The sequence below is a fragment of the Stenotrophomonas sp. STEN046 genome, from assembly GCF_056759755.1.
Genome location: NZ_JBRRDR010000005.1, coordinates 84,528 through 98,970 on the forward strand (window position 1 = coordinate 84,528; position 14,443 = coordinate 98,970).

A 14,443-nucleotide genomic window follows, 5' to 3' on the forward strand; every position below is an offset into this window, starting at 1 on the left:
GGCTTACTCCTTCGGCCCGTAGCGCAGCGTCGCCTGGCGGCGCCGCACCACCTGGTAGGGGCGCCACAGGTAGCTGACCGGAATGCTCCACACATGCACCAACCGGGTGAACGGTGCGATCAGGAACAGGGTCAGGCCCAGGAAGATGTGCATCTTGTAGACCCAGCTGACGCCTTCGATGTAATCGGCCGCACCGGCGCGGAAGGTCACGATGTGCTGTGCCCATTCGGCCAGCTGCACCATCACGCCGCCGTCCAGATGGCCCGAGGACACGCGGATGCTGTACAGGCCCAGGCACAGCTGCGCGAACAGCAGCACCAGCACCAGGGTGTCACCGAAGCTGCCGGTGGCACGTACGCGGGCATTGGTCAGGCGGCGCACCAGCAGGATGCTGATGCCGATGAAGCACAGTGCGCCGAACACGCCGCCTACCACCATGGCCAGCATCTGCTTCTGCGAAGAAGTGATGAAGTGCTCGTACACCGCGTGCGGCGTCAGCAGGCCAACCAGATGGCCACCGAGAATGGCCAGGATGCCGATGTGGAAGCAGTTGCTGCCGATCCGCATGCCCTTGTCCGACAGCATCTGGCTGGAACCGGTGCGCCAGGTGTACATGGCCTTGTCATAGCGCGCCCAGCTGCCGATCAGCAGCACCGCCACGACGATGTACGGGTAGTACTGGAAGGCGAATTGATGCAGGTAGTAATTCATGGCTGGACCTCACGGTGCACGGGACGGGCCGGCGAGCGCGTCGGTGGCTTGCAGTCTTCGGAGGGCGCTTCGGCGCCGAAGCGCACCGCCTCCTCCTCCCACAGCTTGTCCATCGCCTCGGCCGTATCGTCGCGGGGTTCTTCACTTGCGCGTTGCCGCAGCGCCTCCAGGTTGACCTTGCCGTCGCCGGCCTCCACCAGGATTTCCAGCAGCGGTACATGCGGCAGCTCGCGCTCGGCCGCGCGTGCGGCCAGCATGCCGGCGATATGGCCGACGTGGTGCAGCCACTCGCGGGCTTCGGTTTCCGGCCGGTGGGCCAGGAACTCCAGCAGCAGCGGCAGGTAGTCCGGCAGTTCGCGCGCATCCAGCTCGAAACCGTGCTTGCGATAGGTTTCCACCAGATCGACCATGGCCTGGCCGCGGTCGCGCGACTCACCGTGGATGTGCTCGAACAGCAGCAGGCTCATCGAGCGGCCGCGATCGAAGGTCGCCAGCCACGCGGCCTGTGCATCGAGCGGATCGCTGTCCAGCAGCTGCTGCACGAAACCACGCAGCTGCTTTCGACGCGTCGGCGACAGCGCCACCTCGTCACAGACAGCAAGCAGTTCCTCGCCGTGCTGCCACAGTTCGTCGCGGGGATAGTCCAGCAGCACCCCCACCAGCTTCAGCACGCTCATCACACCACCTCCTTGCGACGGTGGTTGGGGCCGTTGTTCACCACGAACCCGGTGCTCTTGCGCTGGCCGAACAGATCGGCCGGGCTGTCGCCGTTGCAGCCGTTGCCGAAGGTGAAGCCGCAGCCGCCGCGCTCGCCGAAGGCGTCGTTGGCATACTCGCGGTGTGCGGAGGGAATCACGAAACGGTCCTCGTAGTTGGCAATGGCCAGGTAGCGGTACATGTCTTCGGCCTGGGCCACGGTCAGTCCGGTCTGGTCCAGCACGGCGGTGTCTTCCACACCGTCCACGTTCTTGGCCCGGCGCCAGGCCCGCATGGCCATCAAGCGTTCCAGCGCACGTACCACCGGCGCCTCGTCACCGGCCGACAGCATGTTGGCCAGGTAGCGCACCGGGATGCGCAGCGAGGCCACGTCCGGCAGTTCGCCGCTCATGCCGATGCGGCCGCGTTCTGCAGCCGACTGGATCGGCGACAGCGGTGGCACATACCAGACCATCGGCAGCGTGCGGTATTCCGGGTGCAGCGGCAGGGCCAGCTTCCAGTCGATGGCCAGCTTGTACACCGGCGATTGCTTGGCCGATTCCAGCCAGCTGTCCGGAATGCCTTCGGCGCGGGCGGCAGCGATCACCGCCGGGTCGTGCGGGTCCAGGAAGATGTCCAGATGGGCCTGGTACAGATCCTTCTCTGCCGCAACCGATGCGGCCTCGGCGATGCGATCGGCGTCGTACAGCATCACCCCCAGGTAGCGGATGCGGCCGACACAGGTTTCCGAACAGATGGTCGGTTCACCCATCTCGATGCGCGGGTAGCAGAAGATGCACTTTTCCGACTTGCCGCTCTTCCAGTTGTAATAGATCTTCTTGTACGGGCAGGCCGACACGCACATGCGCCAACCGCGGCACTTGTCCTGGTCGATCAGCACGATGCCGTCTTCCTCGCGCTTGTAGATCGCGCCCGACGGGCACGCCGATACGCACGCCGGATTCAGGCAGTGCTCGCACAGGCGCGGCAGGTACATCATGAAGGTCTTTTCGAAGGCGCCGTAGATCTCCTTCTGCACTTCATTGAAGTTGTAGTCGCGCGAGCGCTTGCTGAACTCCGAACCGAGGATCTCCTCCCAGTTCGGGCCCCACTCGATCTTCTGCATGCGCTCGCCACTGATCAGCGAGCGCGGCCGTGCGGTCGGCTGGTGCTGGCTGTCCTTGGCGGTGTGCAGGTTCTGGTAGTCGAAATCGAACGGCTCGTAGTAGTCGTCAATCTGCGGCAGGTCCGGGTTGGCGAAGATCTTGGCCAGCATCCGCCAGCGGCCGCCGGCACGCGGCACCAGCTTGCCGCTGCCGGTACGCACCCAGCCACCGTTCCACTTTTCCTGGTTTTCCCATTCCTTCGGATAGCCGATACCCGGCTTGGTTTCCACGTTGTTGAACCAGGCGTACTCGACGCCCTCGCGCGAGGTCCAGACGTTCTTGCAGGTGATCGAGCAGGTATGGCAGCCGATGCACTTGTCCAGGTTCAGCACCATCGCGATCTGTGCACGGACCTTCATCACACCACCTCCTTCACAGCGGCAGGTACTGCTTCATCGTCCAGCCAATCCACCTTGTCCATCTTGCGTACGATCACGAATTCGTCGCGGTTGGTGCCGCAGGTGCCGTAGTAATTGAAGCCGTACGCCAGCTGCGCGTAGCCGCCGATCATGTGGGTGGGCTTGAGCACGATGCGGGTCACCGAGTTGTGGATGCCGCCGCGGGTGCCGGAAATCTCGGAGCCCGGCACGTTGATGATGCGTTCCTGGGCGTGGTACATCATCGCCATGCCCGGCATCACGCGCTGGCTGACCACCGCACGCGCGGCGATCGCACCGTTGACGTTGAACAGTTCGATCCAGTCGTTGTCAACGATGTCAGCACTGCGCGCGTCATCCTCGCTGATCCACACGATCGGGCCACCACGCGACAGCGTCTGCATGATCAGGTTGTCGCTGTAGGTGCTGTGGATGCCCCACTTCTGGTGCGGGGTGATCCAGTTCAGCACGATCTCCTTGTTGCCGTTCGAACGCTGGTTCAACAGCGGCTCGATGGTGCGGGTGTTGACCGGCGGCCGGTAGCTCATGAACGCCTCGCCGAAGTCGATCATCCACTCATGGTCCTGGTAGAACTGCTGGCGGCCGGTCACCGTGCGCCACGGAATCAGCTCGTGCACATTGGTATAGCCCGCGTTGTAGCTGACGTTGTCATCTTCCAGGCCCGACCAGATCGGCGAGGAGATGATCTTGCGCGGCTGCGCCTGGATGTCACGGAAGCGGATCGCCTCGTGTTCCTTGCCCACCGCCAGGTGGGTATGCTCGCGACCGGTGAAACCGCCCAGCGATTCCCAGGCCTTCACCGCCACATGGCCGTTGGTTTCCGGCGCCAGGTGCAGGATCACCTCGGCCGCGTCGATGGCGGTCGAAATGGCCGGGCGGCCCTGGCTGACGCCCTCCTCGCGCACCGTGTGGTTCAACTTGCCGAGGAATTCCACCTCGTGCTTCGTATCCCAGTTCATGCCCTTGCCGCCGTTGCCCTGCTTGTCCAGCAGCGGCCCCAGCGAGGTGAACTTGCGGTACAGGTTCGGGTAATCGCGCTCGACCACCGTCATCGACGGCATGGTCTGGCCCGGAATGGCCTCGCACTCGCCCTTCTTCCAGTCGGCCACGCCGAACGGCATGCCCAGCTCGTTGGGGGTGTCGTGCAGGGTCGGCACCAGCACCAGATCCTTCTCCACGCCCAGCACGCCCGGTGCCATCTCGCTTACGGTGCGGGCCACTTCCTTGAAGATGTCCCAGTCGCTGCGCGATTCCCAGGCCGGGTCCACCGCCTTCGACAGCGGATGGATGAACGGGTGCATGTCCGAGGTGTTGAGGTCGTCCTTCTCGTACCAGGTGGCCGTGGGCAGCACGATGTCCGAATACAGCGCGGTGGTGCACATGCGGAAGTCCAGCGTCACCAGCAGGTCGAGCTTTCCTTCCGGCGCCTCATCGCGCCACTTCACTTCCTGCGGCTTGACCGCGCCCATCTCGCCCAGGTCCTTGCCCTGCAGGCCATGGCGCGTACCCAGCAGATGGCGCAACATGTACTCATGGCCCTTGCCCGACGAACCCAGCAGGTTCGAGCGCCAGATGAACATCATCCGCGGGTGGTTCTGCTGCGCGTCCGGATCGGCGAAGGCGAAGTCCAGCGAACCGTCCTTGAACTTGCCCAGCGCGTAGTCGGCAGGTGCCACGCCGGCCGCCTCGGCCTCGCGCACCAGCTGCAGCGGGTTGCGGTCCAGCTGCGGTGCGCTCGGCAGCCAGCCCATGCGCACCGCACGCAGGTTCAGGTCAGCCAGGCTGCCGCTGTACTTGCTGGCGTCGGCCAGCGGCGAAAGCAGCTCATCCACCTGCAGCTTTTCGTAACGCCACTGCCCGGTGTTGAAGTAGAAGAACGAGGTGCCGTTCATGTGGCGCGGCGGCTTGCTCCAGTCCAGGCCGAAGGCCAACGGCTGCCAGCCGGTCTGCGGGCGCAGCTTTTCCTGGCCCACGTAGTGCGCCCAGCCGCCACCGGTCTGGCCCACGCAACCGCACATGATCAACATGTTGATCAGGCCACGGTAGTTCATGTCGTTGTGGAACCAGTGGTTCATGCCGGCGCCGACGATGATCATCGAACGACCATGGGTCTTGTCGGCAGTGCGGGCGAACTCGCGCGCGATCTCGATCACTTCGCCACGCGACACGCCGGTGATGCGTTCCTGCCAGGCCGGCGTACCCGGCACGTTGTCATCGAAGCTTGCCGCCACGTTGGCGCCACCGAAGCCGCGGTCCACGCCGTACTGCGCCAGCAGCAGGTCGTACACGGTCGCTACCAGTGCTTCGCTGCCATCGGCCATGGCCAGGCGGCGCACCGGAATATTGCGGTCCAGCACTTCCTCGGCCGGCGCGGCGGTCCAGCCATCGCTCTCGATGCCACCGAAGTACGGGAAGCTCACCGCCTCGATGCCGTCGTTGGTGTCAGACAGGCTCAGCCGCAGGCGCGTATCGGCGCCGTTGCTGGCCTTCTCTTCGATGTTCCAGCGGCCCTTCTCGCCCCAGCGGAAGCCGATCGAGCCATTGGGCACCACGATCTGGCCGCTGGTCTCGTCATAGGCCAAGGTCTTCCAGTCCGGGTTGTTGGCTTCGCCCAGTCCGCCCAGCTCACTGGCGCGCAGGAAGCGGCCCGCCACCAGGCGGCCGTCATCGCGGCGTTCCAGACGCACCAGCATCGGCATGTCCGAATACTGGCGGCAGTAGTCCTGGAAGTACTGCGAGGGCGTATCGACGTGGAACTCGCGCAGGATCACGTGGCCGAAGGCAAAGGCCAGTGCCGCATCGGTGCCCTGCTTGGGGTGCAGCCAGTGGTCGGTCAGCTTGGCCAGCTCGGAATAGTCCGGGCAGATCGATACCGTCTTGGTGCCGTTGTAGCGCGCCTCGGTGAAGAAGTGCGCATCGGGCGTGCGCGTCTGCGGCACGTTCGAGCCCCAGGCGATGATGTAGCGGCTGTTGTACCAGTCGGCCGATTCGGGCACGTCGGTCTGCTCGCCCCAGACCTGCGGCGATGCCGGCGGCAGATCGCAGTACCAGTCATAGAAGGACAGGCAGGCGCCACCCAGCAGCGACAGATAGCGCGCACCGGCGGCGTAGGACACCATCGACATCGCCGGAATCGGCGAGAAGCCGACCACGCGGTCCGGGCCGTACTGCTTCACCGTGTACAGGTTGGAGGCGGCGATGATCTCGTTGGCCTCTTCCCACTGCAGGCGCACGAAACCGCCCATGCCACGGCGGGTCTTGTAGGAACGCGCCTTCTCCTTGTCCTCCACGATGCTGGCCCAGGCATCCACCGGGCCCTTGCTCCTGCGCGCCTCGCGCCACAGGCGCAGCAGCGTGCCGCGGATGAGCGGATACTTCAGCCGGTTGGCGCTGTACAGGTACCACGAATAGCTGGCACCTCGCGGGCAGCCGCGCGGCTCGTGGTTGGGCAGGTCCGGGCGGGTACGCGGGTAATCGGTCTGCTGGGTTTCCCAGGTCACCAGGCCGTTCTTGACGTAGATCTTCCAGCTGCACGAGCCGGTGCAGTTCACCCCGTGGGTGGAGCGGACGATCTTGTCGTACTGCCAGCGCTGGCGGTAACTGTTTTCCCAGTCACGGCCTTCACTCTTGGCAAACCCATGGCCATCGGCAAAGGGCTGGGGGTCACGCTTGAAGAACTGCAAGCGATCAAGGAAATAACTCATCGTGGATCTCCCTTTGCGGACATCTGCATCGTGGCTGTGTGTGTCATCTGGCTGCGGTGCGTTTTCATGTCAGCAGGGCGTCTCTGCGCCGCGCCGGTAGTACCACCACCAGGTCACGGCCAGGCAGGTGACATAGAAAACGACGAATCCGTACAGCGCCATGTCGGGGCTGCCGGTCAAGGTGATGGAAGAGCCGTAGCTCTTGGGAATGAAGAAGCCGCCGTAGGCACCGATCGCACCGGAGAAACCCACCACCGCCGCCGATTCGATGCTGGCCTGGTGTGCGGAAGCAGCCTTGCCCTCGGCGTTGGCACCGGCAGACAAGCGCTCATGCAGTGTGCGGAAGATCACCGGAATCATGCGGAAGGTGGTGCCGTTGCCGATGCCGCTGAGCACGAACAGCGCCATGAAGCTGAAGAGGAACCCGTAGAAGTTGCCGCCCTGGCCATCGCTGGGCAGGAAGTGCAGCACCCCGAATACCGCGGCGATCATCAGCGCGAACACCCAGAAGGTCAGGCGTGCACCGCCCCAGCGGTCGGCCATGCTGCCGCCCACAGAACGCATCAACGCACCCAGCAGCGGGCCGATGAAGGCGTAGGCCAGCGGGTTCACGTCCGGGAACTGGCTCTTGACCAGCATCGGGAAGCCGGCCGAGAAACCGATGTAGGAACCGAAGGTGCCGATGTACAACCAGCACATCAGCCAGTTGTGCTTGCGGCGGAAGATCACCGCCTGCTCGGAGAACGACGAACGCGCACTGGTCAGGTCGTTCATGCCGAACCACGCTGCCACCGCGCAGATCGCGATGGCCGGCACCCAGATGAAACCGGCGTTCTGCAGGTACAGCGCCGCGCCACCGTCCACCGCCGGCTGCGGCGCGCCCCCCAGCGCGCCAAACACGCCCACGGTGATCACCAGCGGGATGACCGCCTGCGCCACCGACACACCCACGTTGCCCAGGCCGGCATTCAGGCCCAATGCAAGGCCCTGCTTCTGCTTGGGGTAGAAGAAGGAGATGTTGGACATCGACGAAGAGAAGTTGGCGCCGCCGAAGCCACACAGGATCGCGATCACCACGAATACCCAGTAGGGCGTCGCCGGGTTCTGCACCGCAAAGCCCAGCCACACCGTGGGCAGCAGCAGCGATGCGGTGGACAACGCCGTCCAGCGGCGGCCACCGAAGATGGGAATCACGAACGAATAGAAGATGCGCAGGGTCGCGCCGGACAGGCTGGGCAGCGCCACCAGCCAGAACAGCTGATCGGTACTGAAACCGAAGCCGATCTTCGGCAGGCTGATGGTCACCGCCGAAAACAGCACCCACACCGAGAACGCCAGCAGCAGTGAAGGAATGGAAATGACCAGATTGCGGGTGGCGACCCGCTTGCCGGTGCGCTCCCAATAGCCGGGGTCTTCCGGCGTCCAGTCGCTGATGACGCGACCAGGACTGGCAGTGCTGCGGACAACAGGATCGCTACCGACGGTCATACATGGCTCCAAGGCTGTGGAATGACGTGGGTACTGCTTTCAAGTTGTAACCCGTCGTCATGGGCCAATTAGGCCCGCACTGCACAACAACGGGGTTGATCTGGATCAATCAGGAGCGGGTTTCCACCCTGCCCCTGACAAATGTCAAACCGGTGACGCGGAACTGCGGCGGGTCACCCCGCGCTGGCGCACGCTGTCGCGCACGTCCACATCAAACTGCAGCTGCAGGGTGGTGCCATCGTCCAGGTACAGCGCAAATGCCAGGCCATCGCGGCACGGCAGGCGCCCGGCCAGTGCTTCAACCGAGACCCGTGGCAGCACCAGGCGGCAGTCGGTGCCGCCGTCCAGCAGTACGGCCTGATCGCCGGCATGCAGAGATACCGCAGTGCCCCAGCCGCCGCTGCCACCGAACCGGGTCAGGTTCTCGACCGATTCGCCGGCCAGCAGCTGGGCCAGCTCGGCCTCGTCCAGGCGCAGGCGCATCGCTTGTTCTTGCAACTGCACCTTCATGAGGCGACGTCCTCCCATTGCGTGGGGGTATTGCAGTTGACCAGGGCGCTTTCATCGGCCGGCGCCAGGCGAAGGGTCTGCACGTCAAGCCGACGTTGGAAGGCCTGCAGCGAACGCGGGCCCAAGGGATCGTGGATCATGGATTCGAGGAGATTACGACTTTCATTGTCCACATTAAACAGCATCGGCAGCGGATGCCCGTCAAAGATCGTGCAGCTACCGCGATGGCGGTCACGCAATTGCTGAAGCAGTTGCGGTGTCATCCGCGGCGTATCCACCGGCACCACCCATACCGGGCCATCGGGTATCTGCAGCGATACGCTGTACAGCCCGCCCAGCGGCCCGCAGCGCGTTACCCGGTCGGGCACGCCGTCAAACGCCGGATAGCGACCACTGACCCACACCCGGTCGGCGCCGGCTGCCTTCAGGATGCCGCGCATGTGTTCCAGCAGCGTGCGCCCCTGCCACGGCAGCAGCGCCTTGTCCCGGCCCATCCGGCTGGACAGGCCCCCGGCCAGCACGATGCCGGCGATCGATCCGCTCACGGTAGCGCCACGCCATGCGTGGCTGCGCCACCCGGGCGCGCGGAAATGGCCCCATCCACGCGTGGCGTGGATCTACTGGATTCAATGGGTGTGCGGGTGATCATGTGCAGGTTCGCTGTCGGCATGGCACAGGGTGCAGCCCTCGCTCCACTCACTGTCGCCATCTTCGTAATGTTCCTGCTTCCAGATCGGGCATTGATGCTTCACCGCCTCGATCAACTGCCGGCACGCCCTGAACGCTTCATCGCGGTGCGGGCTGCCAGCCGCCACCACCACCGCTACATCGCCGATGCCCAGACGCCCCTTGGCATGGGCCACATACAGCTTCAGCTTCGGCCCGAAGGTGGCCTCGATCTCCGCCGCCAGGCGCTGGATCTCGTTCAATACCAGCGGCTCGAACAGGTCGTAGGTGATACCGGTCACCGGCCGGCCGACATTGAAGTCACGCACCTTGCCGATGAATACGTCAATGCCGCCAAACGCCGGGTCGGACACCGCAGCGATCCCCTCGGCCGCATCAATGGCGGCCTGCGCACGGTCCACCACTTTCGCAATCACATTCGCGCTCATGGCTCAGCCCCCGCTTACCGGCGGCAGGATCGCCACCTTGCCATCGGCCGGCAACGCTTCGTGGTCGCGCAGCACCCGCTGCTGGTCGGCGAAGGCCGAATAGTCCAGCAACCCGGCACGGAAGCCCGGCCACCGTGCCGGCAGCAGCTCGCGCAGCGCCTGCCGCAGGTCGGCTACGGTCCCGCCCGCCACCTCCAGCGCGATCTCGCGGCTGGCATCCAGATCGGAAAACGCACCGAACAACTGCAGATTCACCTGTTTCATCATGACTCCTGGCTCGCCAGCTGCAGCGGGTCCTGGTGACCCCAGCCCTGCACCCGCACCGGGGTACCCGCGGCGGCAAGGTCACCCTCGCCGTCCAGCACCACCCAGGCGTTGGCCTGCAGCATCGACATCAAACGGAACGATTCCTGGCCCGACAGCACACGCGCACTCAGGCGCCCCTGCCCGTCCACTTCCACCCGCGCACGCGCATGGAAGCGCAGGCCCGGCGGCTTGCGCACATCGGCCTGCAACGGCAACTGCAGCACCGGCTCGGCGGCCAGCCCCAGCAACCGTCGCAGCACCGGCTCAACGAAGAAGCGTTGGCCCACCGCCGCCGATACCGGGTTGCCGGGCAGGCCGAAATACAGCGCGCCATCGGGCAGCACCGCAAACAGCAGCGGCTTGCCCGGGCGGATCGCCACCTTGTGGAACACGATGCGGGCACCGCGGGCGCGCAGCGCATCGGGAACGAAATCGTAGCGGCCGGCCGACACCGCGCCGGTACTTATCAGCACCCGTGCGCCTGCCGCCAGCGCGGCATCCAGCACCGCATCGAAGGCGGCCACCTCGTCGCCCACCGTGCCCTGCCATACCACTTCGGCCCCGGCCGCCTGCAACCGGCCAACCAGATAGGGCCGGTTGCTGTCACGGATCTGCCCGGATTCCAGCGCCTGCGCCGCCTCGGTCACCAGCTCCTTGCCGGTGGCGATCACCGCCGCCTTCGGCCGTGCCACCACCGCCACTTCGCCCACGCCAATGGCGTGCAGCAGCGTGCGTGCATTGATGTCCAGCGCCTGCCCGGCCTGCAGCACGCGCTCGCCCTCGCTGACATCCTGGCCTCGCAGGCGCACGTGCTGGCCCGGCTTCACCGGCCCCTTCAAGGCGATGCGGGTGGGGCGGCCATCATCGCTGGCCAGTATCTGCACCTGCTCGATCGGCACCACCGTATCCAGGCCCAGCGGCATGCGCGCACCGGTCATGATCTCCCAGGCACCTTCGCCCCCCTGCGCGCCGGCATCGCCCGCGGCCTGCCAGCCCTGCACCACGAATTCAGTGCCCGGCTCGAACGCAGCGCCATTGGCGCGCAGCGCGAAACCATCCATGGCCGAATTGTCGAACGGCGGCAGCGATTGCCCGCTGATGATGTCGCTGGCCAGCGTGCGGCCCGCCGCGCCATGCAGTGGCAGGCGCTCGGCCGGCAGCGGCGCGGCGGCGCCCAGCAGGTGCTGCAGGGCTTCGTTGTAGGGAATCATGCGTGGCCACCGCCATCGACCATCGCCACCGCGTGGCCCAGCACCGGCGCCAGGATATCCAGGCACTGCGCCGCCGCACGCGGGCTGCCCGGCAGTGCGAACACCAGCATGCCACCCAGCTGCACCACCTCGGCACGGCTCAACCAGGCCATCGGCGTGTGCTGCGCGCTCAGCGCACGTACCATCTGCGCCAGGCCATGCACCGGGCGTGCGTTCAACGATCGCAATGCCTCCGGTGTCAGGTCGCGCGGGCCCAGGCCGGTACCGCCGGTGCACAGGCACAGCCGCACTCCCCCGGCTGCCAATGCCTGCAGGCGGCTGGCCAGCGGTTCGATACCATCGGGCAGCACCTCGGCAGCCACTATCTCGCCGCCCAATTTTTTCAGCCCTGCCGCCAACGTCGGGCCGGACTGGTCTTCGTAGGTGCCTTCACTGGCGCGGTCGCTCAGCGTGATCACCGCACACGCTGCGCCCTCAAGTCCCTTCGGCGCACGCGGCTTGAAGCGCGCGCGCTCGGCATCGTCCATGCCATCAGGATGCAGCCACAGGCCACGTTTGCCGCCCTCCTTGAACAGCAGCCGGATGCCTTCGATGCGCAGCGCCGGTTCCACCGGCTTGCTCAGGTCGTACAGGGTCAGCAGTGCGGCGTTCACCCCGGCCAGCGCTTCCATTTCCACGCCGGTGCGCGCTTCGCTGGCGCACTCGCACCACACGCGGATCGATTGCCGTTCCGGCACCGGCGTGCAGTACACCTGCACCAGTTCCAGCGGCAGCGGGTGGCACAGCGGCATCAGCAGCGATGCCATCTTCGCGCCCTGCAGGCCGGCAATCTCGGCCATCACCATCGCATCGCCCTTGGGCAGGCGGCGCTCCACGATCAACGGGTACGCCACGGGCCCGGCATGCAGTTCGCCCACCGCCACCGCGCGGCGGCGGGTGATGCGTTTATCGCGTACGTCGGCCATATGGAAGGCCGCATTCAGTTCACCACTCATCGTGTTCCTCATCCTCCGATCGAAGCCAGATGCGGGGTCAACCCGGTCTGGCCCTGGTGCAATCCGTGCCCGGCCGCTTTCAGGCCAAGCTGGGTGGTGATGCGTGCCAGCAGCGCGTCATGGTCCTCGTCGCGCTGCAGCAGCGGGCGCAGCGGCACGCCGAACTCGCCGAACAGGCATAGCCGCAGGTCGCCCTTGGCGGTTACCCGCAGGCGGTTGCAGCCCTTGCAGAAATCGCGCGAGTACGGGGCAATGATGCCCACCGTGCCGCGATGGCCGGGGTGGCTGAACTCGCGCGCCGGGCCAGCATCGGCCGCACGCGCACGCTCGTGCCAGCCGGCGGCATGCAACTGCTCGATCACGTGTTCAGCGCGCAGGTGGTGGCGCTGGAAATAGGCTTCGTTGTCGCCGGTACGCATCAATTCAATGAAGCGCACGCTGAAGGGCCGGTCGCGCAGGAACTCCATCCAGTGCGGCAGCTCGTCGTCGTTCAGGCCGCGCAGCAGCACCGCATTGAGCTTGATGGCCGGCAGCCCCAGCGCCTGCGCCATCTCCAGCCCCTGCTGGATCTCCGGCAGGCGGTCGTGCCCGGTAATGGTTCTGAAGCGCTCGCGCTGCAGGCTGTCCATGCTCACGTTCAGCGCGGTAAGCCCGGCACGGTGCCAGCCCGGCAGGCGCCGCGGCAGCAGCGTGCCATTGGTGGTGATGGCCACCTTGGCGATGCCCGGTACAGCGGCCACCGTAGCGATGATCTCGTCCAGGTCTTTGCGCAGGCTGGGTTCGCCACCGGTCAGGCGGATCTTGGTCATGCCCAGCGTGGCGAACGCGCGCACCAGGCGCGCGATCTCGTCCACCGCCAGGAAACGCGGGCGGCCATCGGCCTGGTAGCCATCGGGCAGGCAATAGCTGCAACTGAAGTTGCAGGCCTCGGTCAACGACAGGCGCAGGTAAGGAAAGCTGCGCCCGAATCCGTCGGTGAGTTGGCTCATGGCTGGTCCACCTTGTTGTTCCACCGTCTTGCCTGTGCCCGGAACGGCCCGGATACCCTCGCCTGCTGAGACTGACGCCAGACTACGCGGTGGCCTTTGCCAGCGGGATGACTTAAATCAATCGGCGCCAGCCACCTCACCCGGGCGTTGTGGCAGCATGCGGCTTTCCGTGCAGCGTGCGTGTGACAGCCATCATGATGATGAACGATTTCCAGCAATTGCTGCAGGCCGCCGGTGAACAGACCGAACCGCAACGCCTGCTGTTCGTGTTCGCCCGTGCCGACCTGCCCGAATCGCCTACCGCCGACCAGCAGCAGCGGCATGAACAGCGCGAGGGCGGCACCCTGTCGCCGGTGCTGTGCGTAGACAAGCTGCCGGCCGAAGTGCCCAGCTTCCAGGCACTGGCCAGCGAATCCACCACCACCGGGGTGGAATGGGACATGGTGTTCGTGGCCGCGATGGACGGCCGCGCGGGCTTTGCCCCCACCACCGACGAAGCCACCCGGCCACTGCGGCTGATGGTCAATGCCATCAACGACGGCCAGATTGGCCGGTTCGCCGCCTTCGACCGCAGCGGCGAGCCGATCCAGTTCTATTGAGCCACCAGCTGCAGGGTCAGGAAGAAGATGACCAGCACGGTGTTCAGGCCCCAGGCCACGGTCAGCCCACGTGCGGCAACACCCAGGTTGGGGGTGCGCGCGGTGGGCGCCGCCCGCCAGACCGCCGGGATGATCCAGCCGGTATAGAGCAGCAGCACGGCGAACAGTGCCAGCACCAGCGTGGTGCGCTGGTTGGCCAGGCCCCACAGGGCAACGGCCCACAGAATGTTGCTGGGAATGACGCCCTGCAACCAGAACACATTCCACAGGCGCGTACGGCCTGGGGTGTCCGGCGCGGGGTGCAGGGAAGCAGTTGCTGTCATAAGTCTCCCTTCTGTTTAGGAAGCATGCTGGGCAAGCCTGCGCTTGGTGGCCGGTAACGTCAAGGAAGGACGGAATCGGTAGCGCCGGACCATGCCCGCCATATTCCGTGCCCGCCGGGCATGGCCCGGCGCTACCGACAGACTGTCGTCATCGGACCACCCCCACTGCGCGCGCTCCTCCCCCGACCGCGACACCTGTCGCAGATTGCTCGGCAAGGGCGGGCCACAGCGC

14 protein-coding genes are annotated in these 14,443 nt (G+C 65.8%); 1 reads left to right on the plus strand and 13 read right to left on the minus strand.

Translation table 11 applies throughout. The features are described from left to right. Nucleotides 1-3: 3 nt before the first annotated feature. From narI to moaA, 12 genes are all read right to left on the minus strand, one after another. Nucleotides 4-711 (minus strand): respiratory nitrate reductase subunit gamma, encoded by a 708-nt coding sequence (gene narI, locus ACVOLJ_RS04335; RefSeq protein WP_481563545.1) that lies wholly within the window; start codon nt 709-711, stop codon nt 4-6. Continuing rightward, nucleotides 708-1,388 (minus strand): nitrate reductase molybdenum cofactor assembly chaperone, encoded by a 681-nt coding sequence (narJ, locus tag ACVOLJ_RS04340; RefSeq protein WP_481563546.1) that lies wholly within the window; start codon nt 1,386-1,388, stop codon nt 708-710. The genes narI and narJ overlap by 4 nt, the downstream gene beginning before the upstream one ends. Then, complete coding sequence (gene narH / locus ACVOLJ_RS04345; RefSeq protein ID WP_475278973.1) at nt 1,388-2,932, minus strand: nitrate reductase subunit beta; 1,545 nt, start codon at nt 2,930-2,932, stop codon at nt 1,388-1,390. Before narH ends, narJ begins: the two co-directional genes overlap by 1 nt. Further along, a complete protein-coding gene (locus ACVOLJ_RS04350) occupies nt 2,932-6,675 on the minus strand; it encodes a nitrate reductase subunit alpha (protein ID WP_481563547.1) in 3,744 nt (1,247 codons plus the stop codon). Before ACVOLJ_RS04350 ends, narH begins: the two co-directional genes overlap by 1 nt. A gap of 69 nt (nt 6,676-6,744) precedes the next feature. Further along, nucleotides 6,745-8,163 carry a NarK family nitrate/nitrite MFS transporter gene (locus tag ACVOLJ_RS04355; protein WP_481563548.1) on the minus strand — a complete coding sequence of 473 codons (1,419 nt, stop codon included), beginning with the start codon at nt 8,161-8,163 and terminating at the stop codon, nt 6,745-6,747. A 144-nt stretch (nt 8,164-8,307) separates the two neighbouring features. Beyond that, nucleotides 8,308-8,673 carry a hypothetical protein gene (locus tag ACVOLJ_RS04360; RefSeq protein ID WP_481563549.1) on the minus strand — a complete coding sequence of 122 codons (366 nt, stop codon included), beginning with the start codon at nt 8,671-8,673 and terminating at the stop codon, nt 8,308-8,310. Next, complete coding sequence (mobA, locus tag ACVOLJ_RS04365) at nt 8,670-9,167, minus strand: molybdenum cofactor guanylyltransferase (protein WP_481563582.1); 498 nt, start codon at nt 9,165-9,167, stop codon at nt 8,670-8,672. The genes ACVOLJ_RS04360 and mobA overlap by 4 nt, the downstream gene beginning before the upstream one ends. 132 nt (nt 9,168-9,299) lie before the next feature. Continuing rightward, complete coding sequence (locus tag ACVOLJ_RS04370) at nt 9,300-9,788, minus strand: molybdenum cofactor biosynthesis protein MoaE (protein ID WP_475278977.1); 489 nt, start codon at nt 9,786-9,788, stop codon at nt 9,300-9,302. A 3-nt stretch (nt 9,789-9,791) separates the two neighbouring features. Beyond that, nucleotides 9,792-10,052: a MoaD/ThiS family protein gene (locus ACVOLJ_RS04375; RefSeq protein WP_475278978.1), complete on the minus strand. Its 261-nt coding sequence runs from the start codon at nt 10,050-10,052 to the stop codon at nt 9,792-9,794. Continuing rightward, a complete protein-coding gene (locus tag ACVOLJ_RS04380; protein WP_481563550.1) occupies nt 10,052-11,305 on the minus strand; it encodes a molybdopterin molybdotransferase MoeA in 1,254 nt (417 codons plus the stop codon). Before ACVOLJ_RS04380 ends, ACVOLJ_RS04375 begins: the two co-directional genes overlap by 1 nt. Next, nucleotides 11,302-12,300 carry a bifunctional molybdenum cofactor biosynthesis protein MoaC/MoaB gene (gene moaCB / locus ACVOLJ_RS04385; protein WP_481563551.1) on the minus strand — a complete coding sequence of 333 codons (999 nt, stop codon included), beginning with the start codon at nt 12,298-12,300 and terminating at the stop codon, nt 11,302-11,304. The genes ACVOLJ_RS04380 and moaCB overlap by 4 nt, the downstream gene beginning before the upstream one ends. A gap of 8 nt (nt 12,301-12,308) precedes the next feature. Next, complete coding sequence (gene moaA, locus ACVOLJ_RS04390) at nt 12,309-13,289, minus strand: GTP 3',8-cyclase MoaA (RefSeq protein ID WP_481563552.1); 981 nt, start codon at nt 13,287-13,289, stop codon at nt 12,309-12,311. Nucleotides 13,290-13,483: 194 nt separating this feature from the next. On the opposite strand from moaA, the gene ACVOLJ_RS04395 reads away from it, so the two are divergent. Continuing rightward, nucleotides 13,484-13,888: a ribonucleotide reductase subunit alpha gene (locus tag ACVOLJ_RS04395; RefSeq protein ID WP_475279142.1), complete on the plus strand. Its 405-nt coding sequence runs from the start codon at nt 13,484-13,486 to the stop codon at nt 13,886-13,888. Here ACVOLJ_RS04395 and ACVOLJ_RS04400 read toward each other — a convergent pair. After that, on the minus strand, nt 13,882-14,211 hold the full coding sequence (locus ACVOLJ_RS04400; protein WP_475278982.1) for a hypothetical protein: 330 nt from the start codon (nt 14,209-14,211) through the stop codon (nt 13,882-13,884). The genes ACVOLJ_RS04395 and ACVOLJ_RS04400 overlap by 7 nt on opposite strands. Nucleotides 14,212-14,443 lie beyond the last annotated feature (232 nt).